The following is a 23,332-nucleotide window of genomic DNA, read 5'->3' as shown; positions in this document are numbered from 1 at the left end:
CTTACAAGAACCGGGATTCTCCCGGTTCTTTTTTGTTTTTTGCTGCTGCTATGAAACTTTGGAATGCTATCATTTTTGTATCCGGAATTTTGGCCATGGGCACTTTTCAGCGTTGTACGCCGGAGCGGAAAGAATCAACTTTATTTGAGCGAGTAGATTCGTCCGCGACGCACATCGGCTTTGTAAATGTTGTACCGGAGCAATTCGGCAAGTTGTCGGTGGTGGAATATCTTTATTATTACAATGGCGGCGGGGTGGCTACAGGCGACATCAACAACGACGGCCTTGTCGACATCTTCCTGGTGTCCAATCACGGCGCCAACAAGCTTTATCTGAATAAGGGCAATTTTAAATTTGAAGACATCTCACATTCCGCCGGCATCGAAGGGTTCTCCGAATGGAAGACGGGGGTTACCCTGGCCGATGTGAACGGCGACGGATGGCTGGATATTTATGTCTGCGCCCTCGGCAACTTCAATGGTCTGGAAGGCTCCAACGAACTCTACATCAACAACCACGACAATTCTTTCACCGAACAAGCCGATCGCTACGGCCTTGACTTTTCGGGCATGGCCACACAATCCGCTTTTTTTGACTATGACCACGACGGCGACCTCGACCTCTATCTCCTCACGCACGCCAAACATGTTGCGCGCTCGTATGACCGGGCAATGGGCCAAACCCTGACCGATCACGCCGCCGTCGATCACCTGTTCAGAAACGACAACGACATGTTCAAGGACGTGTCCGTTGCTGCGGGCATCGATACAGCCTCCTTGAGTTACGGACTCGGGTTGTCGGTTGGCGATCTGAATAACGATGGATGGGAGGATCTCTATGTGGGCAACGATTTTTACGAAGGCGACGAAGTCTACATCAATCAGCAGAATGGGACGTTCAAAGAGCAGGGCAAGGATTTCTTTCCTTACTTCTCGCGCTATACCCACGGCACCGACATCGCCGATCTCAACAACGACGGGCTCGACGACGTGATGACGCTCGATATCCGGGCCGACGGCAACGCCCACGAAAAGGTGACCTTAACGGAAGATCCATGGGAGCTTTTCAATTATAAAAAAAGTTACCACTATCCAGCCCAGTTCACACACAATACTTTGCAACTCAACAACGCCGGAAAAAATTTTTCGGAGCAATCCATTTCCGCGGGCGTTCACGCCACCGGTTGGAGCTGGTCAACCCTCCTCGCCGATTTTAACAACGACGGACAAAAAGACATCTTCATCACCGCCGGCATTCCCAAGGCGTTGAACGACCTCGACTATCTCGACTTTGCCCACAAAGATTCGCTCCGCTATGCCGTCGATCTGAGCGATGTCCATCGAAAAAAAGCTCTCGACATGATGCCTGACGGCCGTGCATCTTCCCGCGTTTTTGAAAATATCGACGGCACCCATTTTCAGGACAGAAGTCAACCGTGGGGCATCGATCTTCCGGGATATGCGAGTGGGGCGGCTTATGCCGACCTCGACAACGACGGCGACCTAGATGTGATCACCAACACGATCAACGGGCAGGCTTCGGTCTTTAAAAATCACACGCGCGAAAACAATAATTCCAATTACTTAACGGTGCGGCTTACCGGCGAGGGCAAAAACACAGGGGGCATTGGGGCGGTGGTGCATCTCTTTGTGAAGAGCATCCATCAGAAGTTACAGGTCATGCCCACACGTGGTTTTCTCTCGGCTGTTAGCAACGATCTTTTTTTTGGTTTGAAAGACAATGCCACCGTGGACAGTCTGATCGTGCAATGGCCTTCGGGAAAAAGGCAAAGGCTTGAGGGTGTGAGATCAAACACGACGTTGGTTGTTGATGAAAAAAATGCAAGCTTAAAGAAACCTTCCTCACTTGCAGCGGCCGAACCGGCGTTGTTTGAAGACGGACCAACCCAAGCCTACCAGCATAAAGAAAATGAATACTTTGATTTCTACCGTGAACCACTTATTCCTTTTCTGATTTCACGTGAAGGGCCAGCGCTGGCGGTGGGTGATGTGAACGGTGATGGCCAGGAGGATTACTTTGTCGGCGGCGCCAAACACCAGTCTGGTGCCCTATTTCTGCAGCAACGTGAGGGAAGCTTTCAACTCAGCAAGCAACCTGCTTTTGATAAAGATGCTGTGTTTGAAGATGTCGATGCGACTTTCGTCGATGTTGACAACGACAAAGACCTGGACCTCTATGTGGTCTCCGGCGGCAACGAGTTCTATGGCACGATGGAAAATCAGCAGGACCGGCTTTACCGGAACGACGGTCATGGAAATTTCAGTCGCGATGCAGCAGCCCTTCCAAAGCTTCTTCAAAATAAAAGTTGTGTGCGGCCTTGCGACATCGATAAAGACGGTGACATCGATCTTTTTGTGGGCGGGAGAGTTGTTCCCTTTCAATATGGAACGCCGGCCAGCTCCTATATCCTCATCAACGACGGTCATGGAAAGTTCACGGACGAGAGCATCCGACATCCGGCGATGGGGTCCCTGGGCATGATCACTAACGCGCAATGGCTGGACATCGACAAAGACAACGATGCCGACTTGGTTGTGGTTGGCGATTGGACGCCGGTAAGATTGTTCATCAACGAAAACGGAACACTACGGGAGTCTGCTCTATTGGATGACACGTCCCCGATCAAAAATCTCAATGGGTTTTGGCAAGGCATGGCCGCCGGCGATTTTGACAAAGATGGCGATGTGGATTTCGCCGTAGGAAATTTAGGCTTCAACTCCGTCCTCCACGCCGGATATAAAACCCTCTGGCTCTTCCAAACCGACATTCGCCTATCCGGCAAGCACAGCCCGGCCATCACCGCGCGCGAAACCATGGACGGCCACGTTTATCCTGTAGCACAATGGAACGAGATGATGACCGTAATGCCCGAAAATTTTAAGGAGGTTTTCCCTACTCATAAAAGCTATTCAGGAGTATCCATGGAGGATTTATCGAAGCAAATCGGTTTTTCTTATCCCGCGAAAACGAACGTCGACCAATTTGCGTCCTTGTATTTCGAAAACAGAAATGGGAAATTTATAGCCAAGGCTTTGCCCGATGCCGCACAGCTCACCAAAATATTTTCTATTGTGGCGAACGATTTCAACGGAGATGGACATGAAGACCTGCTCCTGGCTGGAAATACCACTTCGATAAGTCCCGTGCAGGGCGAATATCTTGCCGGCAGAGGCGCCGTGCTATTGGGCGATGGGAAAGGATCCTTTCTTGCCGCGACGATAAACGCTACGGGCTTGAACAACACGAAGGAAGTCAGAAACATAAAACCCATCCGGTTAGGGAACGGTCGTCGGGGCTTTCTGTTTGCTCATAACAACGATTCCTTGCAGCTGAGAATTTTAATAAAATGAACACACCATTAAAAAAAGCCATTCGTCATCTTGCGCTCTTGCCGGCACTGTGCCTGTTCGCGTGCGGCCGTCAAGAGGATAAGAAGGTTGAGGACACGCTGTTTGAAGAAATCTCTCCCGAGCGATCCCATATCCAATTTCAAAATAATATTACCAACTCCGAAGCTCTCAATATTCTGACCTACCGGAATTTCTACAACGGCGGTGGTGTGGCCATCGGCGATATCAACAACGATAGCCTCGCGGATGTCTTCCTGGTATCCAACATGGCCGACAGCAAGCTTTATCTCAACAAGGGAAATTTTACTTTTGAAGACATCACCGACAAAGCCGGCGTGAAAGGCAAACGGGCATGGAGCACTGGGGTCACGATGGCGGACGTTAATGGCGATGGTCTCTTAGACATTTATGTATGTAACGCCGGAAATCTTCCCAACGACGACCGTGCCAATGAGCTGTTCATCAACAACGGCGACCAAACCTTTACAGAGTCAGCCAAAACCTACGGCCTCGACGACCGCGGCTTCTCAACACACGCTGCTTTCTTCGACTATGACCGCGATGGAGACCTCGACGCCTACATCGTGAATAACAGCTTTATGCCCATCGCCAAACTGGCCTACCGAAACCTGCGCAACGAACGCGACTCGCTGGGAGGACACAAGCTGCTTCGAAACGACGACGGCAAGTTTGTCGATGTGAGCGAGCAAGCCGGCATCTATGGAAGTGTGATCGGGTTTGGGTTGGGCGTAACCGTGGGCGACGTGAACAACGACGGCTGGCCCGACATGTTCATCTCCAACGATTTTTACGAACACGATTATCTCTACATCAACAACCACGACGGCACGTTTTCCGAACAGCTGAAGTCCAGCATGGGCCACATCAGTCACGCCTCCATGGGCGCCGATCTGGCCGACATCAACAACGACGGCTTCCTCGATCTTTTCGTGACCGACATGCTGCCCGGCGACGACAAGCACCTCAAACAAGTGATGAGCTACGAAGGCTATGATCTCTACGCTTTAAAATTATCGCGCGACTATCACCACCAGATCACCCAAAACATGCTCCAGGTCAACAACCAGGATGGCACCTTTAGCGAGATGGCACGCGCCAGCAAAGTAGAAGCCACCGATTGGAGCTGGGGAGCCCTCATCTTTGACATGGACAACGATGGGTGGAAAGATATTTTTGTAGCCAATGGGATTTCCAAGGACCTTACAGACATCGATTTCTTAAAATTCCTGGCCGACGAGACGACGGCCATGCAACAGCGAAGGGAAGGCAAGATAAACTACAAGGTGATGGTGGACAGCATGCCCTCACGCCCGGTGCCCAACTATTGCTTCCACAACCGCCACGACCTTCAATTTGAAAATGTCTCCAAGCCATGGGGCTTGGAGGGACCTGGATTTTCCAATGGCGCCGCCTATGGCGACCTGGACAACGATGGCGACCTCGACATGGTGGTGAACAATGTGAATGCGTTTGCCTCGGTTTATAAAAATAAAACACGTGAGCGCAAACTTGGCCATTCGGTGAGCATGATGCTGGAAGGCTATTCAAAAAACAAATTTGGCATCGGCACGCGCATCGATCTGTTTGCCGGCGACCAACATCTCACCTTCGAGCAGATGCCCAGTCGCGGGTTTCAATCCTCCGTAGACAACAGGATTGTGGCCGGCGTGGGACAGGCAGTCGTGATCGATTCAATAAAGATCCGGTGGCCCGATAATCATGTACAAACGCTCCGCCATGTTCCGGCGGATACTTTGCTCACGTTCTCCCATGCCAACGCCGTTGAGGGATCAAAGAAAATTCCATCCGTGCCAAAGCAAGTGCTCCTGGAAGACATCACCGAAAGATCAAAATTGAACTATCGTCACCACGAGAACGAATACGTTGACTTTTATCGCGACCCCCTCCTAAAGCAAAAGTACTCCACCCCAGGCCCGGCGGTGGATTGTGGGGATTTAAATGGCGATGGACTTGTCGACCTGGTCTTTGGTGGAGCGGTGGGCCAACCCATCAGCGTCTGGTTACAGCAACCAAATTTTACATTCCGCGAAAGCAAACCAAAAGCCTTCGACGCTTTCCTCCAAACCGAACCTGCCGACTTGTGTTTGTTCGACGCCGACAACGACCACGATCTCGACCTCTTTGTGGCTACTGGCAGCAACGAGTTTGAACGCGACAATGCCAACCTGGCCGACCACCTTTTTATCAATGATGGCAAAGGAAACTTTACCGTCTCGCAGGAAATTCCCGCGCTCCTTGCCAGCGGCTCGTGTGTGGCCCCCGGCGATTTTGACAATGACGGCGATGTTGATCTGTTTGTAGGGAGTCGACTGATGCCCGGCGAGTATGGCCTGGATGCCACAAGCTATCTTCTCGTAAACAACGGCCGTGGCGAATTTAAAAATTTTACCAAACGCTACTTTCCTCCCGGCATCACCGGCATGATCACCGGAGCGGTGTGGGATGATGTTGATCGCGACGGGTTTCTCGACCTGATGGTGGTGGGCGATTGGATGGACGTCACGCTCTATAAAAACATCAAGGGCAAGAGCTTTTCAAAAAGCAATCCCATACCTGCTGCCGATGGCTGGTGGAATTGCATCGTGAAGAGCGACATCGATCAGGACGGTGACCAGGATTTTATCCTCGGAAACGCCGGCGTGAACAGTCGCCTGCGGGCAGACTCGCTACACCCCGCAGAGTTATGGGTAGCCGACTTTGACCATAACGGCGCCGTCGAGCAAGTGATTACCTGCGTGGCGCAAGATGGAAAGAACTACCCCATGGTTTTGAAGCAAGACCTGGAAAAACAACTGCCCCTCATCAAAAAGAGATTTGTAAAAAACAATAACTATGCAGGCAAAAACATCCACGAAATTTTCTTGCCCGCCGAGTTGGAGGCAGCAACCAAAAAAACAGTGCATCAATCAGAAACCGGCGTACTGCTGAATAATGGCGCAGGTTCTTTTTCCTGGAAGCCCCTCCCCTTCATGGCGCAAATCTCACCGGTGTATGCCGCCATTGCGACAGACCTTTCCGGCGACCAGGAACCAGAACTTATTCTCGACGGAAATTTTTATGACGTGCTCCCCGAACTGGGTCGCTACGACGCCAGCCATGGGCAAGTGTGGCAAGGCGTTGGAGAGCATCACCCTAGTCTCATTCCCTCCGCCCGTTCCGGTTTCTTTTTAGAAGGACAAATCCGTCACATGAAGCTGATTGAACAAGGTGGCAAAAAATATGTGCTCGTCGTAAGAAATAATGACCAGGCCCGACTGTTCGAAATAAAGCATCAGGATAAAGCCACAGCCATCTCCGGTAAATAGCCGGCCCGAAAAGCATTGACGACAGACTTTGGTGTAAGCACCGATACTTTGTCGATCTCCGGAAATGATACACTCTGCAGGTAGCCAGAGGGTGACCAGGGGAACAATACATTGTTGAACACTAAAAATGCGTTGTCGTTGTGTGCAACAAAACATCCATCAGGAATATTATGGACATCTTCTTCGAAAACTACTTTTGAACCCTTGCGTTCTATTCTTTCGCGATGAATGATCTCATCTATCTTTTGAATGGAAGTTTTTTGACCGAAGCCGTACTCCGGATTTCCCTTTAACCATAAGGTCTTAAATCTGCCAGCATCTTCTCTGCGACATTCGAAACATGGACGGTGACCAGCGGCAAAGGCCGTGGCTTCGTCCAGAAAAAAAAGCTCTGTCCAGCGATTGGGCGACATGATCGTTCTGTGCCTTCCTTTAAATTGAAGTTTGCATATTATCCATGCTTTTAATTTGAAGGGGCGAAGGATCACCTGGTTTTCATCGTGGATAACTCCCCGGTTTCCCATCCATGCGCCGCGGGCTTTGGTTTTTATGAGGTTGCCAAATGGATCGACGCGGTTTTGGAGCATAGGAATTTATTGGTGGGCAATAACGGAACTATTGCCTTGAGCATTGCAACGTAGCGCACAAAAACCGGGTTACAGATTGTTGGTATTAAACGTATCGCCTTGATTTACATCGCCCGTTTCAAAGCCTTTCTTGAACCACTTCATGCGTTGCTCAGAAGTGCCATGCGTGAACGAATCGGGGACAACATAGCCCTGGGCCTGCTTTTGCAGACGGTCATCGCCGATGGCGCTGGCTGCGTTCAGGGCCTCATCGATGTCGCCGGGGTCCAGGATGTTGCTCATGCTTTGGGCGTGATTCGCCCAGACGCCGGCGAGGAAGTCGGCTTGCAGTTCAAGTTTTACGGAGAGCTTGTTGTATTCTTCCTGGCTCAGGTTGCCCTGCATGGAATGAACTTTGTCGGTGATGCCCAAAAGATGTTGCACATGATGGCCAACTTCGTGGGCGATGACATACGCTTGGGCGAAATCGCCGGGGGCTTCGAAACGGTCCTTCAGTTCCTGGTAGAAGCTGAGATCGATATAAACACGTTCGTCTTCACTGCAATAGAAAGGACCTGTGGATGAACTCGCCGTACCGCAGGCCGACTGCACCTGGTCGGTGAACATCACGAGCGTGGGCTCGCGATAGTCTTTCATAATGCTGTGCCACACATCTTCGGTGTCGGCAAGTACCACTTTCACAAATTCGCTGAGCTCTTGTTCTTCGGCAGTAGGTTGATAGTCGGGGGAAGTTTGTTCCGTGACAACGCTACCATCGGTTCCTTGCACTTGCGACAATAGCTCGAGGGGGTTTTTCCCCATGATGAGACTGATGATCAAAACGATCACCACCGTTCCGAGTCCTCCCTTGACGGCCATGCCGCCACCGCCGCTGCGGCCGCGTTGGTCATCTACGTTCGAGCTTTGTCTTCTGCCTCGCCATTGCATAATCGTTGGGGTTGTTGTATTGTGCCTAGGAAAATACGAAAGACATTCAACCCCTGCAACGAAAGCGTGCATTAGTTTTGAAACATCATTCCGCCCGGCACCGCTGATTTAACAGGACCCGGGCGGAATAGTTTCTGGATTTATTTCCACGCGGCCAGGATCACGCCCATGAGCGTGAGCGACACCACGCTGTAGCCGGCATTGATGAGAAACAACGCGAACGACTTGCGTTCAAAAAGATAGTGCGTGCCCACAAAGGTGGCCACCCAGCCAAAGCCAGCGGCAAAGCCCCACAAGGCACCCATGGCCGGGCGATTTTCAGGCCCCAGGAACATGGCCAGGTTGATGGCCGAGATCAGCGCCAGGAAAAATGCAAGACCGAAGATCTTGGCCATGCTGCGTCCTTTCATGCCCTCTTCCGTAAAGCCGTTCTCGCGCATCCAGGCTTTTCCAAAGAGCGCAGGCGAATACCAGAGGCCACCAACAAGAAAAGTGGACAGGGCCGCGACGATGACGGCCAAATAGTTGGGTTGAGCTTCCATAGTTTTATTAAGGTTTAGGTTTGAGTATACATGCCGGGAGGGTCAGGATTTCATCTGCACCACGATGATCTCGTTTCCGTAGAGGTCGCGGAAGTGAAGGAATTGGTAGTCGGCCATCACGACGGGCTCCTTAACGATCTGCACAGCGTGTTCAAGAAGGCGTTTGTAAACGACGTCAAGCGACTCGGTGTAGAGTACAAAGGCGGGCTGACCATCGGTTTGCTTTCCCACGCGCGATTGCTCGCGGGGATTTTCGGCCTTCAGGAACCAGATGCCGCTGGTGTCGGCCTCGTCGAAGCCGATGTGCAGATAGCGTTGGCCATGGGGTGTGATGTCGTCGTGAAGGACGCGGGCATTCAGCACATTTTTGTAGAACAGGAGGGCTTCATCATAGTCTTCCACGAGGATGACCATGCGGCCGAGAGAAATTTTCATAGCTTGTAGTGTGGTGGTTTCCATGTAAGGTATTTAAATTATTATGGACAAAGTGTGTAAGTGCTCCCTGAATTTGTCAATTTTATAATTGCGAAACCTGTCCGCTAAACCCAAACGGAAGAAAACGTGCCTCAACCGGAAAACGCCTTGCCCGAACCCCAGATCGAGCTGAATGACAAAACCATCCGGCTCATCGGCATTCCCTTTTTTGGCATCGCCATCCCCAACCTGATCGGTATTTTTGGTTCGCTGGGTGTCCGCGACGGCGCCTATTGGTTGGGTTATGTCTATTTCATCACGCTGGCGGCGCTCATCTGGCACGGCAACCGCTACCTGCTTTTCCGCACGCGCCAGCGCTTCACGTGGTTCGACCGGCCCATCGAAAAACTGATCCTGCTTTTCATGAACAACATCTTTTATACATCGCCCCTCACCATCGCCTGGCTTTGTGTCTGGTATGTGTGGGTCGGGTTCGATGTGAAATGGAATACGATTCTTATTGTGACGCTGGTGAATGTGATTTGTGTATTGTTTGTGACACATGTTTACGAAACCGTTTTCATGGTGAAGGAGCAACAAGGCGAACAGGTTCGCAATGCGCAACTCTCCAAAGCCAAGGCCGAAGCCGAACTGGAGGCCTTGAAGAACCAGATCGATCCCCATTTTATGTTCAATTCCTTGAACAGCCTCTCCTACCTCATCTCCACCCACCCTCCTACGGCCAAGCTCTTCACCGAAAACCTTGCGGATGTTTACCGCTACATCCTTTCTCAAAAGGATCGAAGCCTGGTGGTACTGGAAGATGAGTTTGCCTTCATGGAAAAATATGCAGAATTGTTGCGGCTAAGGTTCGGAAAGGCACTTGACCTGCAAAAACATTTTAACGGATCCACAGAAAAAGAATTTCTAATCCCTCCCATCTCCGCCTTCGTGGCCCTCGAAAACGCAGTGAAACACAACGAGATCTCAGAGCGCATACCCTTGCGCATCGACTTCCGGATGGATCACGACACCTTAAGGATCGAAAATCATCTTCAACCCAAACGAAGCATACAACATTCGTCTCACATCGGGCTAAAAAATTTAGATGAACGTTTTAGGATCATCACGGGAAAAGGAATTGAATCCGGAAAATCGGCGAATATATTTTATGTATTACTACCGCTGATCCGGATTTAGAGGCGTAAAAGATTGATGTATAGGCTGACCTATTTATAGTATCGCGCATATGAAAGTCATTATCATTGAAGACGAGTTGCTTGCCCAGGCCAAACTGGAAACGATGCTGACGGCCCTGCACGACGGCATCGAGGTCGTGGCCAAGATCGCCAGCGTGAAGGAAGCGTTGCAATGGTTGCCCACGCATCCATCGCCCGACCTCGCCTTCGTGGATATTCAACTCTCCGACGATCATTCATTCGAGATCTTTAAGAAGCATCCCGTAGCCTTCCCGGTGATTTTTACTACGGCCTATGACAAATATTTATTGGAGAGCTTTGCCTTTAACGCGATCGACTATCTTTTAAAACCCGTCACAGAAGAAACGTTAAAACGATCGCTTGAAAAAGTCAAAACACTGGAGCGTCATTTCCTTCAGGGCAACGTATTGAGGTTCTTACAACAACAGCAGGCACCGACAAAAAACAGGATCGTAGCGCGGAAGGGCACGGAGTTCATTGCGCTGGAATTGGATGAGGTCGCCTACTTTTATACAGAACACAAGATCGTGTTCGCGCGCGACTTTTCGGGACGACAACTGATTGTTGATAAAAATCTGGGTGAACTGGAAGAGTTGGTGGACCGGAATAAGTTCTTTCGCTTGAACCGGAAGTTTTTAGCGCACTTGAAGTCCATTGAGCGTTTTAAACCGGACAATGGGAAGGTCAGGATTTTTATAAAGCCGGAGATGCAGGAGGAGATCTTCGTGAGTAAGGAGACGGCGCCGGAGTTCAGGGTTTGGATGGGGAGCTGAGAATGCATCAAAATTTAAACCGCCAAGGTGCAAAGACGCAAAGTTTGTTACAAAGAATCCTTTGCGTTGACTTTGCGTCTTAGCGCCTTGGCGGTTCAACCTGCATTTAGTTCTTCGTCACGCCCGGGTCGCGATGCAAGAACTCATCATACAATAAGGTCTGGCGGCTCACCATCGGCACTTGCCAACCATCGATGTACACCTGCAATATCGTGGTCTTCGTCTCAAAGGGATCTCCATCGCTCACCAACAAAGTGGCGTTCTTGCCCACTTCGATCGAGCCCAGTTTATCGGACACCCCAAAGATCTCTGCCGGCACGATCGTGACAGCACGCAAAGCCTGTTCTTTACCCAGTCCGTATGCAGCCGCAAAGGCCGCATGATAAGGAAGGTTGCGTACGTTGGAAGCTTGTGCTGTGCGCAGGGCTACTTTCACCCCAGCCTTTTTCAACAGCCCGGGATTTGCATACGGTTTGTCATAACGATCGTAGTCGCGCGTGGGAAGCTCTTGCACGGGGCCGGCCACCACGGGAATGTTGGCCTTGGCAATTTCATCGGCAACACGCCATCCTTCGGCCACGCCGGTCAGGATCACTTTTTTCACTTTATGATCCTTCACCCATTTCAAAGCAGCTTCTATGTCCTTGGATGCATTGGCTTCGATCATCAAGGCCCGTTCGCCTCTCACCACCGGGAGCAACGCCTCCATTTCAGGATAATAGCCTACCCCTTTTGATTTCGTAGCTGAATCGAGCTTGTGATATTGCACCGCCATCTCCCAAACAGAGTTGATCCGCGTCATCGCCTTTTCGGCTGCCTTCTTGATGTCTTCATCCGTGCGACGATCGAAGAATCCCTTGCGACCGGTGTTCGGGAAATTCAACACAACGCCTTCAAATCCGCCATACATTTGATCAGGCGTATAGCCATACAGATTTATGAGTGCCGCCGTTCCGGGCACGAGATCGCCTTCGGGCGCTGCAATCACCGTGGTCACGCCGCTGATTCGGGTTACCGGGATCAACGCCGAGTTAGGATTGACGGCCGTGAGCGCTTTCATTTGAGGAATGACATCGCCCACTTCATTGAAATCTTGTGTGCGGGCATCGGAGCCCACTTCAACCAAACCCAGCGTGGTGCCGCTATCGATCAGGCCGGGATAGATCCATTTGCCTTTGCAGTCCACCACTTCCGCGCCGGAGGGGATAGACACATTGGTTCCTACGGCGGTGATCTTGCCCTGGCTGAGGATGACCGTGCCATCCTGGATAACCCCCTTGGTCACCGTTTGAATGGTGGCATGCGTCAACGCAAAAGTTGCGTATTTTCCTTTTGGCTGTTGGGCCTGCGCGGTCGTGCCGATGAGCACGACCAGTGCGAGTATATATTGAATTTTTCGTTTCATGAGTTCTGCTTAGTTAAGGCCAAACAATTTACCAAACGCGTCTTCCGCGCCGTCCATGCAATGATCTTCTTGCTCGCCGCCTTGAATCGTGGCGATGTCGACCGCCTGGGTGGGATCGACGTAGATGCGCACATCATCGGCATCCTTCTCGCGATCGAAGCGCACCACACCGTCCACCACGGTGATCATGGGGATGGTGTACGAGGAGAGCGGATGCGCGTTGAAGATGGCGATGTCTGCCTCCTTGCCCACTTCCAGAGAACCTACCCGCGAATCGATGCCCAGTTGCTTGGCCGGATTCAACGTGATCAGGGCCAAGGCCTCGTCGTCGGTGAGGTTGCCATACTTTTGGGTCTTGGCGGCTTCATGATAGAGGTGGCGCATCAGCTCGGCGTCGTCGGAGTTGATGGAGGTCACTACGCCGTTGCGCGTAAGGATCGCCGCGTTGTAGGCCGTCGAGTAATACACTTCAAATTTATAGGCCCACCAGTCGGCAAACACCGACGCCATGGCGCCAAACTTTGCCAACTCAGGTGCTACTTTAAAGCCTTCGTTGACGTGCTGGAACACCAGTCGTTTTACGCCGAAATCTTTGCACACGTTCAACAGCATGTTGATCTCGTCGGCGCGGTAGCTGTGGCAGTGAATAATGATGTTGCCTTTTAAGATTTCAGCAAGCGTTTCCAGGCGCAGGTTGTAAGCGGGTGGGGTGCCGCGAAAGCCTTTTTGTGTTTTGGCCTTGTTGTATTTGTCCCACGCCTCCATGTATTCCTTGGCTTTGCTGAACGATTCGCGGATCACAAACTCCACCCCCATGCGGGTGCGGGGCACAATGCTGCTGCCACCACCGTGAACACGCGTAGGGTTTTCACCAAGCGCAAATTTGATGGTACGCGGCGCGCCTTCCATGCGAAGACCGTCGCCGTCCTTCACACCATAGCGCAGCTTGATCGTTTCGCATTGGCCGCCGATGGCATTGGCCGAGCCGTGCATGGCGTGGATCGTGGTTACGCCACCGCCTAATGCGCGATACAAGGTTACTTGGAAAGGATTTAACACATCGCCCGTAAATACTTCCGCTGTTACGGGGCTGGTGGCTTCATTGATGGCGTCGAGGCCTGCGTGGGAGTGCGCATCGATGATGCCGGGCATCACAAATTGTCCCGTAGCATCGATGACTTTCACGCCTGCGGGTGCGGCGATGTTTTTGCCGATCTGGCTGATCTTGCCATCTTTCACGAGCACGTCTGTATTTTCAAACGTGCCTTTGGTCACCGTCAACACGGTGCCGTTTTTTATCAGGAGGTTGCCGCGCTCCACCTGCGCATGGGCGAAGGTGACAAGGGCGAGCAACGCGAAACTGTAGAATATCTTTTTCATGGTGTTCATGAGGTTTAAGTCTTAGCGATTGGGATCCTTGGTGCCCTTGGTGGGAAAACTTCCATACTGAGCGGTGGTCACGGAGCCCTCGAAGGTGTCGGCGTCAACGGTTACCGCAGCGTCTACGTTGACCGTGCTGCCTTCCACCTGAAGCGAATAGGAATACGTCAGTTGATTGTTGTCCAGCGATACGGTTTTCAGTTCAACCTCTTTGTCGGCATAGGGTGAGGTGATGGTGCCGGTGTAGTTGTCGCCTTGCTTCTTCAACTTCAGTTTGCCACTGTTGGCACCCTGTGGCGTCTCGATAGAATAGGACCACGTACCGCTAACGTCAATTTTCTTGGCGTCTGTTTTCTTCTCTTCTTTCGCCTCATATTTATAGACCACGCCGTCCACGAACACATAACGCACTTGCGCTTTTTCATTGAAATACGGTTTACGCGTGATGACAAGGTTGGCGATCTTGCCATTGTCTATCGAGCCCAACCGGTCGGACATGCCCAGAATCTGGGCTGCGTTTGTGGTGAGCGCGGCCAACGCCTGGTCTTCGGTGAGACCTTCCTTGATCATGCGACGCAAGTTGGCGGGGATGTCTTTGGTCTTAGCGGTGAGGGTCGAGAATCCGAAGGGCACACCTGCTTTTTGAAAGGCCGTAGGTTGCGCAGCGTAGAGCGTAACAAATTCAGCCTTGCGTTTTTCCAGCTTTTCTTTCTCCGGGTCGGGCTTTGCCTTCTCTTCTTTCTTTACATCTTTCTTGTCGTCCTTTTTCTCTTCTTTCTTTTCTTCGGGAAGATCGAGGCTCAGGAACACTTTCACGTTGTTGGATTTTATTTTCGGGAGCACATCCCATCCTTCTTTCACGTTGGCCGCAATCAGCGAGAAACCTAAGTCAGTCTGCAGCGTGATGGCGCGTTGAACGTCGAGTATTTTTTCGGCTTTGAACAATACAGGCTCGCGCTTGTCGATGACGGGATAAAACGCTTCCAGGATACGGTCGGGCGACGGACGCTCAAGTCCCGTGCGATTGGAGGCGTAGAGCGATTCATACGATTTTGCCTGAGCCGCCTGCCGGTACAATTCACGATACTTGGCCATCACCCCCAGCACCGTGGCGGGGTAGATGCGTTCGGCTGTAGTGAACTCCGAATAGAGCGCCGTTTTCGAAACCAACACCATTTCGTCGGCCGACTTTCCACCCAACGACACCACCGCGGCGTTGCCGGGCAACATGCCACCATAGGGTACTACCTGCGCCGTGGTGAATCCGAGGGCGCGTAAGTCTTCTACCGTTTTGTCGGTCGGGTTCAAAGCATTGCGCACGTCGTTTTGCGGCGTGATGCCCGCGCGGTCCGGCGGCGGATTGCCCGGGTCTTTTACTTTCTCTTTTGTTTCATCTTTGGGCTTGACGACGCCCGTGCGGGAAAGACCGTCAATAAAGCCGGCATACACAAAGAGGCTGTCGCCTTTAATGACGATGGCTTCGGGTGGGACGGCGATGCCTTTGCCCACAGCGGTGATGATCCCGTTCTTGATCACCACAGTGCCCATGTCCAGCTTGCGTCCGGGGGCCTGGATAACGGTAACGTTCGTGATGGCATACGTGCCGGAAACGGGGCCCAGGGTTCGCTCCTCCTGGGCGCGAAGCAGGGTTGGCATTCCCAGTCCCAACACCAGCACCATAGCGGTAAACAGGTGTTTCAGGTAAATACTCTTCATTCGGAATAAAGTTTAGGTTAATGATGGGCGTCAATATAGGAAGGTTTGTCACAGACAATCAACCGGAATACACGGATGGCGTTTAAAAAGTACCTGAGGACGGAATGACTCGCAAGCGCGCAAAAATGGGCTGTGGGGCTGGATTAGGCTGGTTGCCGGCCAACGTTTGCACTTGCACGTTCGTTTTCGATCGCGCCTTCTGACGTGCCTTTTTCCAGGGAGCAACGGTTCAGTACACCGGTCTTACAGTTCGCTACATATCCCTTTCAAGGGGTGTATCTTCTCCGGATACTTGTACCGTAAACACGCTTAGAAACAAACGCAAACTTGCTATGACGACGCAATCTTGGTACCGGTGGATCTCTTCTTTTATTTTCATGGCCTCCCTTTCGATCCCGGGCCGCGCGCAGGACGAAACCACGGTTTCCTCCTCCAGCGACAAATCAACCAACATCAGCATTCACTCTTCCAATGGCGTCCAACGGTGGAAAACTTCCACGGGTGTCACCAACTTCAACGTGGAGATCCGCGGCAAAATTGAAGTGACCGACGACGACAAAGACATCAAAAGCCTTTCCGACAACGGCTACCTGGAAATCACAAAAACCGTCTTCGGCAGTAAGCGCGCCATCGTGGTGGAGTCGCTGGGTGGCGGCAAGATCAAGAAGGAATATTATGAAGGCCGCAACAAAATGGACTGGGAGCCCAACGGCAAAACCTGGCTGGGTGAGATCCTGCCCGAACTGGTGCGCACCACTACACTGGGCGCTGAGGGCCGGTTGAACCGGTTCTACAACCAGGGTGGAAGCGCCGCAGCAGTTGCCGAAATAACGCGACTTGAAAGCGACTATGTGAAGGCACACTACGCAAAGCTTTTGCTGGAAAAGAATATCCCCCCCAGCGAGATGTCGAACGTGGTAACAAAGATCGCTTCGGCCATCAGTTCGGATTATTATTTATCTACGGTATTACAAAACAACATCAACAAGATGATGGCCACGCCGGAGTCGGCGGATGCGTTCTTCAAGGGTACGCAAAAGATCAACTCCGATTACTATAAGTCCGTGGTGTTGAAAGAAGCATTGAAAAAAGTTTCGGCATCGCCTGCTCAGATCAAAGTAGTGCTTCAATCGGCTGCTGAAATAAAATCGGACTACTATCTCTCCGTCGTGCTCACTACGTTGCTGGAAGAGGATGGCGTGAAAGAAGAATCACTGAACGAAGTGGTCCTGGTGTCCAAAAACATTCCTTCCGATTATTATCGCACGCAGGTGCTGACCAAAGCCTTGAATAAACCCGGCATCTCGAAGACCATGTTGAAAAGCACCGTGAACGCGCTGGCCGACGTAGGTTCCGACTATTATAAAACTTCCGTCTTCAACACCATGGCCACACGCAACAACATGGACCCTGAAGTGCAGGCACAAGTGGTGTCCCTGGTGGGCAGTTCGGTCGAGTCTGACTACTATGCTTCTGGAACCTTGAAGAATATCCTGGAGCATCAAAAGTTCTCCGACGAATCGTTCAAACAATTGATCACCGTGGCCGGACACCTGGGCTCGGCCAATTATGCCAGCGAGGTATTGCGCACAGCCGCCCGGAAAGACCTCAGCCGGGCCCAACTGATCGACATCCTCAACGCCAGCGGCAACATCGACAGCGACCATTACCTCACCGAAGTATTGATTTCTCTTTCCGAGCAGGTGAAGAACAGCGACAGCACGGTGAAGGACGCTTATCGCGCGGCCGCGAAAAAGATCGACTCAGAGACCTACTATGGAAGGGTTATGAAAGCGATTGACTAACCTGCGCGTGAGCCTTTTTATGTGTACCTTAGTTGCATGAGTTCTTCATCCCGATCCTACTACATGAATGCCTTGTTTCGAAGAACGCTCCTGGTCACCTTCATCTCCGGAGCCTTGGGATGGCTGCTCTTTGCTTACCTTCATTTCAGTGAAACGGATTCTTTCCCCACGATCCGCGAAAATTTCACCGGGATGCTGGTGGGCATCGGCATTGGGTGCCTCAACGGCTTTGCATTGTATTATGCGAACCGTCTGCTGGACCGGGCGTTGCCTTGGAGAAATTATTATGCCGCACGCTTTGTCGCGGGCTACCTGGCCAACTACGCAGTTGCCCTGCTCCTCACGCTTGCCCTCGTTCAAGGCTGCATCGCGCTCTTTGGCGCCGATGTTTTTTGGAATGGATTTTCCTTGCAGGATGTCGATTTGAAAGTGAAGCTGGGCATTCTTTTGCTGGCCACTCTGTTTATCTACAAAGTGATCTATGCGCTGCTCTACTCCTATCAACATTATGCCGTAGCACAGATCGAAAATATCCAACGCGAACGCAAACAACTGGAGTTGCAGTTCGAAGCGTTGAAGAGCCAGATCAGCCCGCATTATTTGTTCAACAGCCTGAACACGATCTCATCGCTTCTCTATAAAGACACGCCTTCCGCCGAGCAATTTATTCGCCGGCTGGTGCAAACCTATCAATACATTCTATCCACCCAACACAAACAGTATGTGACGCTGCAGGACGAGATCGATTTTGTACAGTCATATTATTATTTGCTCCGGATCCGCTTTCAGCAGCTCTTAACCGTCGAGATCAATCTGCCCCACAACATCATGCACACCAAGATCCCGCCACTCACCTTGCAGATCCTGGTGGAAAACGCTGTGAAGCACAACAACCTCAACACGGACAAAAAGCTCTTCATCTACATCACGGCCCAGGACAACATGTTTTTGAAAGTGATCAACACCAAAACCGGAAATCTCACGGGCGTACAGTCGTTCCGGGTAGGGCTTGAAAATATTCAGAAGCGATACGAATTCTTTACGGACAAGAAGATCGAGATCAAAGACGACGACAAGTTTTCGGTCACTTTACCGGTCATTCATTTGAAAACACGCGAGCAAGAACAGAAACACAGCGCATGAAGCGGTATTTTATCCATAATGCATTTTTCCGGCTCCTCACCCCCCTGGTGTATGGCGTGATGGCCTATTTACTGGTCCTGCTCATCAACAACCATGTGTCGCAGTTGAATGACTTCTTCAGCAGCCAGGAAGTGTATGTGTTTATTGTGTTGATGTACCTCTCGCTGGAGTCTATGCGGGCGGTCATTGTGCTGCTGGATAAATTTCTTCCCGAGCGGTACCTGCCGGTGAGGGTTCCGGTTCAGTTTATCATCACCACATTGCTTTCCGTCGGCTTGGTCTTCCTGGGATTGCATTTGTATTTCAAATATGGCGTTGGGTTCAGCATGAGCGGCGTTCAGACGTTGATCTTCCTCATCCTGTTCACCGTGACGGCGCTGTTATACAATATCCTGTACTTCAGCAACCATTACCTGCAAAAAGAGAACACCCTAAAGCTGAGCATCGAGAAGCAACAGCAGGAAGTGTTGGAAGCGGAAATGGTGGAATTTAAAAACGACGTAAATCCGGAGCTGCTGTACGAAAGCCTGGAAAGCCTTATCACATTGATGTACCGCGACGTGGAGCAGGCCGAAGAATACATCGATTGCCTGGCCAGCGCCTATCGCTATGTGCTCAGCAATCGTCACAAGGAGCTTGTTCCCGTGGCCACGGAGTTGGAGGCCGCCAAAAACCTGGTGAAATTGCTCAATGAAAAACATTTCGGCCAACTTCGGTTGGAGTCTTCCCTGGAGGCGGCCGAGCTCGATGCCATGCTCATCCCCGGCTCGCTGCCCATCATCATCGAAAGCCTTGTGCGCAACACCATCATCTCGCGCTTCGAGCCGATGATCATTCGCTGCTACTGGGAAGACGACTATATCACCATTCAAAGCAAACTGAACGACCGCCTGCTGCAGCACCCCAATACCGAGCTGGCTATGAACCGGCTGCAACGTTCCTATTCCCTCTACAGCGACCTCACCCTGATCAAGGTGAAGGCCTACGAAGAAAATTATATTAAATTGCCCGTGATTCGCGTGGCGGAAGAAATCACGACATATTGATGAAGGTTTTAATCATAGAAGACGAAATACCGGCTGCCGAAAAACTGGAACGCTACCTGTTGAAGTACGACGCCTCCACCACGGTGGCTGCCATCCTCGATACCGTAGAGAGCGCCGTCGCGTGGCTGCGCGACCACCAGAGCGAGGTGGACCTCATCTTTATGGACATCCAATTGAAGGATGGCCTCAGCTTCCAGATCTTTCAACAGGTGCCCGTGAAGAAACCCGTGATCTTCACCACGGCGTTCAACGAGTTTGCCCTCGACGCATTCAAAGTGAGCAGCATCGACTATTTGCTGAAACCCATCACGTTCACCGATCTCTCGGCCGCGCTCAAAAAACTGGAAAGCCTCCGCGAGCAACTCCATCAGCCGAAGGATCAGCCCGAACGCATGCAGGCACTGGTCGCCAACCTGAAAACGAAGGAGTACAAAACGCGTTTCATGGTAAAGCTGGGCGAACACATTCGCTCCATCACCACCGACCAGATCGGCCTTTTCTACGCCGACGGCCGCGACGTCTATTTAGTGACCACCCAAAACCGGAAATTCATCATCGACTATACGCTGGAATCACTGGAGGATATCCTCGATCCGAAGGTTTTCTTCCGGCTTAACCGAACATTTATCTTGAACATCAATGCCATCAAGGATGTACTGGTATATTCCAACAGCCGGCTGAAGATCACACTTGTGCAGGAGTTTGATAAGGAAATTATTGTGAGCCGGGAAAAGGTAGGAGACTTCAAGGAATGGTTTGACGGATTACAAAACGCTTGATTCGACTCCTATCGAGGTGTACTTCCTGTCGTTTCCTTACATCTTCTTCAAGTGAACAGTCTAGTTAGTTTTCCACTATCTGAATTGGCGACCAATGTGCTCGCTAAATTCTGTATTTCTGCTTCCCATCTTCTCCAATGCGATGTAACGGGATTGGAAACCTTTATTACTGTATCGATATTGGCGGAGATAATATGAATTCTATACGAGACACCATCTAGCGTTATACCTTTGTTAGCATCAAACAAATCCAATTGAAAGCAGTCGATAACTGGATCAGCATGACCATCTGTCTTCTCTTGATAAAACTCTTGAATCTGGTTGTCTGCTCCTATACTAAAGATTCCGCGAACAAGTTCATCAGGGTGTTTCTTCCCTCTAAAGGTATGCTCGTTGAATCTTACTGTTACTAATCCCCCACGACCAACGGAATGACGATTCATCATCACTATCCATACATATTCGATTAATTTTTCATCTTGTCTCCAACCCCGATCGTCTCTTATGGTCTTCCATCCTGAGGATAATTTAGGAACACCCATCGCGTTCGCAAGGGACTCTTCTATTCGTTGTACATTGCCAAATTCTTGAATTTGATCAGCAGTCATGTCTGTTACAAAATTCTAAACAACATTTATCGGCCGTCTGCCCAGGGGGTTAACCCACCCGCTTCGCCTTATAGCCTTCCTTCTGCAAGATCTGAACGATCTTATCACGATGATCCCCCTGAATAATCACCTCACCATCCTTCACAGACCCCCCCACCCCACACTTCGATTTCAAAAGTTTTCCCAACGTATCCAAATCATCGCCCGTACCCACAAAGCCCGTCACCAGCGTCACTTGTTTTCCAGCGCGCATGCTTTTATCGAGCTGCACTTTCAAATTTTGTTGTTGCGGGGGAAGCGTTTGGGCTTCTTCGTTTTGCTGATAGGAGAATTCAAAATCGGAAGACGTGGAGTATACCACGCCGTCGCGTTTCTTCCAGTCGTTCTTTTTGCTCATGCTACAAAGATAAGATTATCAGGGTCATCATCACCAGTACGATGGTGCTGGTAACTCCAAAGTTGAATCCCGCCTCGATCTTTTTTCGCTGGTACACGCCCAGCGCTGAGATGACGAACAAGCTCAACGGCAAAAAAAGAAAGTTGCCATACAGCGACATGCCGACGTGGTGAATATAACCACCCGAAATCACCTTGCGGGGAACATTGAACAGGAGCGACGAGCGGAAGGTGATCGGCTGACCCGGCTGGAAGAATTCCATCAGTTCGGCAGGGAAATCCAGTTTGCGTCCTTTGTCGGTCTCCACCAACCAGCCGCGATACGCGTAGCGTCCTCCGGCTTTTTCTACCGTGTTGGCATAGACGATCTTTTCCTCCGTGATCCGGTTTGGTAAAAAATAGTCGATGAGCAGCACCAGGGAAATGGCCAGACAAAATTGAGAAGCCTTCGAAGCCCAGGGGAGATATTTTTTCATGGACTGCCGCAAGGTGGGCCTTCCATTTTTTGGTGGCACCGTGGCCGCGTGGCCGCGGTAAGCCGGGTCGCGATGGCGTGGCCGGACGTCTACATTGGTATGGACGACCACGGCATACTGGTTATAGCGCCGCTGATCATAGACGCTCTTTTTCGCCGGATCGCTCAACACATCATAGGCCGCGTTGATATCCTTGAAAAGCGCGTGCGCTTTCGGGTCGGGATTTTTATCGGGATGGTAAGAAACGGCGAGCCTCCGGTAGGCCCGCTTGATGTCTGCAGCACTGGCGGAGTAGCTAACGCCCAAAATCTGGTAATAGTCCATAAATGATAACCTATAAAAAAGCCCGGCTTTCAACAACCAGGCTTTCTAATGCTTTCTTCTCTATACCGTCAACGTGTTTAGGGAAACAAATTATTTTCTACGTTTCGTCACAAACGTTAGCACCGGACGTCTGGAGTGGCTCACCACTTCTTCGGCGATGCTGCCGGCCAATACGTGCGCAAAACCTGTGCGGCCATGCGTCGCCATGGCGATCAGGTCGGCGTCGATGCTGTCGGCAAAGTAAACAATGCCCTCTTCCTCGCTCACGTCGTTGAACACATTGATGGTATAGTTTGTCAGTTGCAATTTCTTTGCAAAATCCTCCATGGCCTTTTTCACCACCGCATCGCGTTGGAAATTGCCCGGGGTGTTGATGCGCACAAGGTGTACGGTGGAGTTGTACAGCTTTTGCGTCGTTCTCACAATGCGGGAGAACACCTCTTCGTCTTTTTCCATCGCGGTGGCGTATACGATGTCCTTGAAGTTTTTGCTCGCGGGTTTTTCATGCACCGTCAACACGGGGCAGTTGGAAAGACGTACTACTTTTTCGGTGTTCGATCCGATGATCATTTGCTCGAGGTCGGAACGGCCGGCCGTGCCCATCACCACGAGGTCCACTTTCTTTTCGGTGATGATCGCATTCATGCCATGGTAGGGCGAGCCGATGCGGAGCGCCTGCTTCACACGCACGCCTTCCAGTTTGGGGTCTTCCACCAGTTTGGACATTTGCTTTTTTGCTTTCTCGATCAGCTTCAAGGTGAAAAGCCTTTCCTCCCAATCGCCCTCCACATTTACCTGGCCTTCTACGTTCAACGAGTTGCCGGTAGCTTCTTCGATCACGTGCAGAAAGGTGAGCTCGGCGCCGGATTTGCGGGCGATGTCTGCAGCCACAGTGGCGGCGATCTGTGCGGGTTTAGAGAAATCGGTTGGGACTAGTATTTTTTTCATGCGTTCTAAGAATTTGTTTTTTTAGCGGACAAGGGTGTGAACCCGTTTGTTTCAGTTTAAGTGTTCTTAAAATTAAAATAAATCCTCAAACAATGATAGTCCTGGCGTGTTTTCGCTCATGGCCC

19 protein-coding genes are annotated in these 23,332 nt (G+C 51.1%); 8 read left to right on the top strand and 11 right to left on the bottom strand.

All coding sequences use genetic code 11. The annotated features are described in order from the left end of the window. Positions 1–50: 50 nt before the first annotated feature. Entirely contained in the window at positions 51–3,371 is a 3,321-nt protein-coding gene (locus tag D4L85_RS16990) for a VCBS repeat-containing protein (protein WP_119755421.1), read from the top strand. Next, positions 3,368–6,718, top strand: coding sequence for a VCBS repeat-containing protein (locus D4L85_RS16985; protein WP_119755420.1), 3,351 nt, complete (start codon positions 3,368–3,370; stop codon positions 6,716–6,718). Before D4L85_RS16990 ends, D4L85_RS16985 begins: the two co-directional genes overlap by 4 nt. On the opposite strand, the gene D4L85_RS16980 is transcribed toward D4L85_RS16985, so the two are convergent. The 4 genes from D4L85_RS16980 to D4L85_RS16965 all read right to left on the bottom strand — a co-directional run bounded on the left by D4L85_RS16980 (position 6,685) and on the right by D4L85_RS16965 (position 9,209). Next, on the bottom strand, positions 6,685–7,305 hold the full coding sequence (locus D4L85_RS16980; protein ID WP_119755419.1) for a hypothetical protein: 621 nt from the start codon (positions 7,303–7,305) through the stop codon (positions 6,685–6,687). The two genes, D4L85_RS16985 and D4L85_RS16980, sit on opposite strands and share 34 nt — an antisense overlap. A gap of 69 nt (positions 7,306–7,374) precedes the next feature. Further along, entirely contained in the window at positions 7,375–8,232 is an 858-nt protein-coding gene (gene ypfJ, locus D4L85_RS16975) for a KPN_02809 family neutral zinc metallopeptidase (protein ID WP_119755418.1), read from the bottom strand. A gap of 140 nt (positions 8,233–8,372) precedes the next feature. Next, positions 8,373–8,774, bottom strand: coding sequence for a DUF1761 domain-containing protein (locus D4L85_RS16970; RefSeq protein WP_119755417.1), 402 nt, complete (start codon positions 8,772–8,774; stop codon positions 8,373–8,375). 42 nt (positions 8,775–8,816) lie between these two features. Further along, complete coding sequence (locus tag D4L85_RS16965; RefSeq protein ID WP_160143792.1) at positions 8,817–9,209, bottom strand: VOC family protein; 393 nt, start codon at positions 9,207–9,209, stop codon at positions 8,817–8,819. 126 nt (positions 9,210–9,335) lie between these two features. Here D4L85_RS16965 and D4L85_RS16960 point away from each other — a divergent pair, with 126 nt between their 5' ends. Then, complete coding sequence (locus tag D4L85_RS16960) at positions 9,336–10,388, top strand: sensor histidine kinase (protein ID WP_119755415.1); 1,053 nt, start codon at positions 9,336–9,338, stop codon at positions 10,386–10,388. A 49-nt stretch (positions 10,389–10,437) separates the two neighbouring features. Beyond that, positions 10,438–11,181 carry a LytR/AlgR family response regulator transcription factor gene (locus D4L85_RS16955; protein WP_119755414.1) on the top strand — a complete coding sequence of 248 codons (744 nt, stop codon included), beginning with the start codon at positions 10,438–10,440 and terminating at the stop codon, positions 11,179–11,181. Positions 11,182–11,287: 106 nt separating this feature from the next. On the opposite strand, the gene D4L85_RS16950 is transcribed toward D4L85_RS16955, so the two are convergent. Genes D4L85_RS16950 through D4L85_RS16940 form a run of 3 tightly spaced genes read right to left on the bottom strand, consistent with a single transcriptional unit; the run spans position 11,288 to position 15,682 of the window. Next, positions 11,288–12,586, bottom strand: coding sequence for an amidohydrolase family protein (locus tag D4L85_RS16950; protein ID WP_119755413.1), 1,299 nt, complete (start codon positions 12,584–12,586; stop codon positions 11,288–11,290). 9 nt (positions 12,587–12,595) lie between these two features. Then, positions 12,596–13,966, bottom strand: coding sequence for an amidohydrolase (locus D4L85_RS16945; RefSeq protein WP_119758830.1), 1,371 nt, complete (start codon positions 13,964–13,966; stop codon positions 12,596–12,598). 21 nt (positions 13,967–13,987) lie between these two features. Further along, positions 13,988–15,682, bottom strand: coding sequence for an amidohydrolase family protein (locus D4L85_RS16940; protein WP_119755412.1), 1,695 nt, complete (start codon positions 15,680–15,682; stop codon positions 13,988–13,990). 332 nt (positions 15,683–16,014) lie between these two features. On the opposite strand from D4L85_RS16940, the gene D4L85_RS16935 reads away from it, so the two are divergent. From D4L85_RS16935 to D4L85_RS16920, 4 genes are read left to right on the top strand one after another with little or no spacing between them, the layout of a single operon-like run. Then, complete coding sequence (locus tag D4L85_RS16935) at positions 16,015–17,487, top strand: hypothetical protein (RefSeq protein WP_160143791.1); 1,473 nt, start codon at positions 16,015–16,017, stop codon at positions 17,485–17,487. Between the two features lie 36 nt (positions 17,488–17,523). Further along, a complete protein-coding gene (locus D4L85_RS16930) occupies positions 17,524–18,630 on the top strand; it encodes a sensor histidine kinase (RefSeq protein WP_119755410.1) in 1,107 nt (368 codons plus the stop codon). Continuing rightward, positions 18,627–19,676, top strand: a complete 1,050-nt coding sequence (locus D4L85_RS16925) for a histidine kinase (RefSeq protein WP_119755409.1) — start codon at positions 18,627–18,629, stop codon at positions 19,674–19,676. Before D4L85_RS16930 ends, D4L85_RS16925 begins: the two co-directional genes overlap by 4 nt. Further along, positions 19,676–20,455, top strand: a complete 780-nt coding sequence (locus D4L85_RS16920) for a LytR/AlgR family response regulator transcription factor (protein WP_119755408.1) — start codon at positions 19,676–19,678, stop codon at positions 20,453–20,455. The genes D4L85_RS16925 and D4L85_RS16920 overlap by 1 nt, the downstream gene beginning before the upstream one ends. A 47-nt stretch (positions 20,456–20,502) precedes the next feature. On the opposite strand, the gene D4L85_RS16915 is transcribed toward D4L85_RS16920, so the two are convergent. The 4 genes from D4L85_RS16915 to D4L85_RS16900 form a co-directional block, all read right to left on the bottom strand. Next, entirely contained in the window at positions 20,503–21,063 is a 561-nt protein-coding gene (locus D4L85_RS16915; RefSeq protein ID WP_119755407.1) for a hypothetical protein, read from the bottom strand. Positions 21,064–21,112: 49 nt separating this feature from the next. Beyond that, entirely contained in the window at positions 21,113–21,460 is a 348-nt protein-coding gene (locus tag D4L85_RS16910; protein WP_119755406.1) for a translation initiation factor, read from the bottom strand. A 1-nt stretch (position 21,461) separates the two neighbouring features. After that, on the bottom strand, positions 21,462–22,259 hold the full coding sequence (locus D4L85_RS16905) for a J domain-containing protein (RefSeq protein ID WP_119755405.1): 798 nt from the start codon (positions 22,257–22,259) through the stop codon (positions 21,462–21,464). Between the two features lie 90 nt (positions 22,260–22,349). Beyond that, positions 22,350–23,207 carry a universal stress protein gene (locus tag D4L85_RS16900; RefSeq protein ID WP_119755404.1) on the bottom strand — a complete coding sequence of 286 codons (858 nt, stop codon included), beginning with the start codon at positions 23,205–23,207 and terminating at the stop codon, positions 22,350–22,352. Positions 23,208–23,332 lie beyond the last annotated feature (125 nt).

It is taken from the genome of Chryseolinea soli (genome assembly GCF_003589925.1).
Classification (GTDB): domain Bacteria; phylum Bacteroidota; class Bacteroidia; order Cytophagales; family Cyclobacteriaceae; genus Chryseolinea; species Chryseolinea soli.
This window is presented reverse-complemented; position numbering and strand designations above follow the sequence as displayed.

Excerpts from the sequence above, each read along its gene's own strand:
- D4L85_RS16945 (WP_119758830.1), bottom strand. The coding sequence starts at position 13,966 with ATGAAAAAGATATTCTACAGTTTCGCGTTGCTCGCCCTTGTCACCTTC.
- D4L85_RS16925 (WP_119755409.1), top strand. The coding sequence starts at position 18,627 with ATGAAGCGGTATTTTATCCATAATGCATTTTTCCGGCTCCTCACCCCC.
- D4L85_RS16985 (WP_119755420.1), top strand. The coding sequence starts at position 3,368 with ATGAACACACCATTAAAAAAAGCCATTCGTCATCTTGCGCTCTTGCCG.
- D4L85_RS16920 (WP_119755408.1), top strand. The coding sequence starts at position 19,676 with ATGAAGGTTTTAATCATAGAAGACGAAATACCGGCTGCCGAAAAACTG.
- D4L85_RS16915 (WP_119755407.1), bottom strand. The coding sequence starts at position 21,063 with ATGACTGCTGATCAAATTCAAGAATTTGGCAATGTACAACGAATAGAA.
- D4L85_RS16900 (WP_119755404.1), bottom strand. The coding sequence starts at position 23,207 with ATGAAAAAAATACTAGTCCCAACCGATTTCTCTAAACCCGCACAGATC.
- D4L85_RS16955 (WP_119755414.1), top strand. The coding sequence starts at position 10,438 with ATGAAAGTCATTATCATTGAAGACGAGTTGCTTGCCCAGGCCAAACTG.
- D4L85_RS16935 (WP_160143791.1), top strand. The coding sequence starts at position 16,015 with ATGACGACGCAATCTTGGTACCGGTGGATCTCTTCTTTTATTTTCATG.
- D4L85_RS16950 (WP_119755413.1), bottom strand. The coding sequence starts at position 12,586 with ATGAAACGAAAAATTCAATATATACTCGCACTGGTCGTGCTCATCGGC.
- D4L85_RS16990 (WP_119755421.1), top strand. The coding sequence starts at position 51 with ATGAAACTTTGGAATGCTATCATTTTTGTATCCGGAATTTTGGCCATG.
- D4L85_RS16910 (WP_119755406.1), bottom strand. The coding sequence starts at position 21,460 with ATGAGCAAAAAGAACGACTGGAAGAAACGCGACGGCGTGGTATACTCC.
- D4L85_RS16905 (WP_119755405.1), bottom strand. The coding sequence starts at position 22,259 with ATGGACTATTACCAGATTTTGGGCGTTAGCTACTCCGCCAGTGCTGCA.
- D4L85_RS16930 (WP_119755410.1), top strand. The coding sequence starts at position 17,524 with ATGAGTTCTTCATCCCGATCCTACTACATGAATGCCTTGTTTCGAAGA.
- D4L85_RS16965 (WP_160143792.1), bottom strand. The coding sequence starts at position 9,209 with ATGAAAATTTCTCTCGGCCGCATGGTCATCCTCGTGGAAGACTATGAT.
- D4L85_RS16980 (WP_119755419.1), bottom strand. The coding sequence starts at position 7,305 with ATGCTCCAAAACCGCGTCGATCCATTTGGCAACCTCATAAAAACCAAA.
- D4L85_RS16970 (WP_119755417.1), bottom strand. The coding sequence starts at position 8,774 with ATGGAAGCTCAACCCAACTATTTGGCCGTCATCGTCGCGGCCCTGTCC.
- D4L85_RS16940 (WP_119755412.1), bottom strand. The coding sequence starts at position 15,682 with ATGAAGAGTATTTACCTGAAACACCTGTTTACCGCTATGGTGCTGGTG.
- ypfJ (WP_119755418.1), bottom strand. The coding sequence starts at position 8,232 with ATGCAATGGCGAGGCAGAAGACAAAGCTCGAACGTAGATGACCAACGC.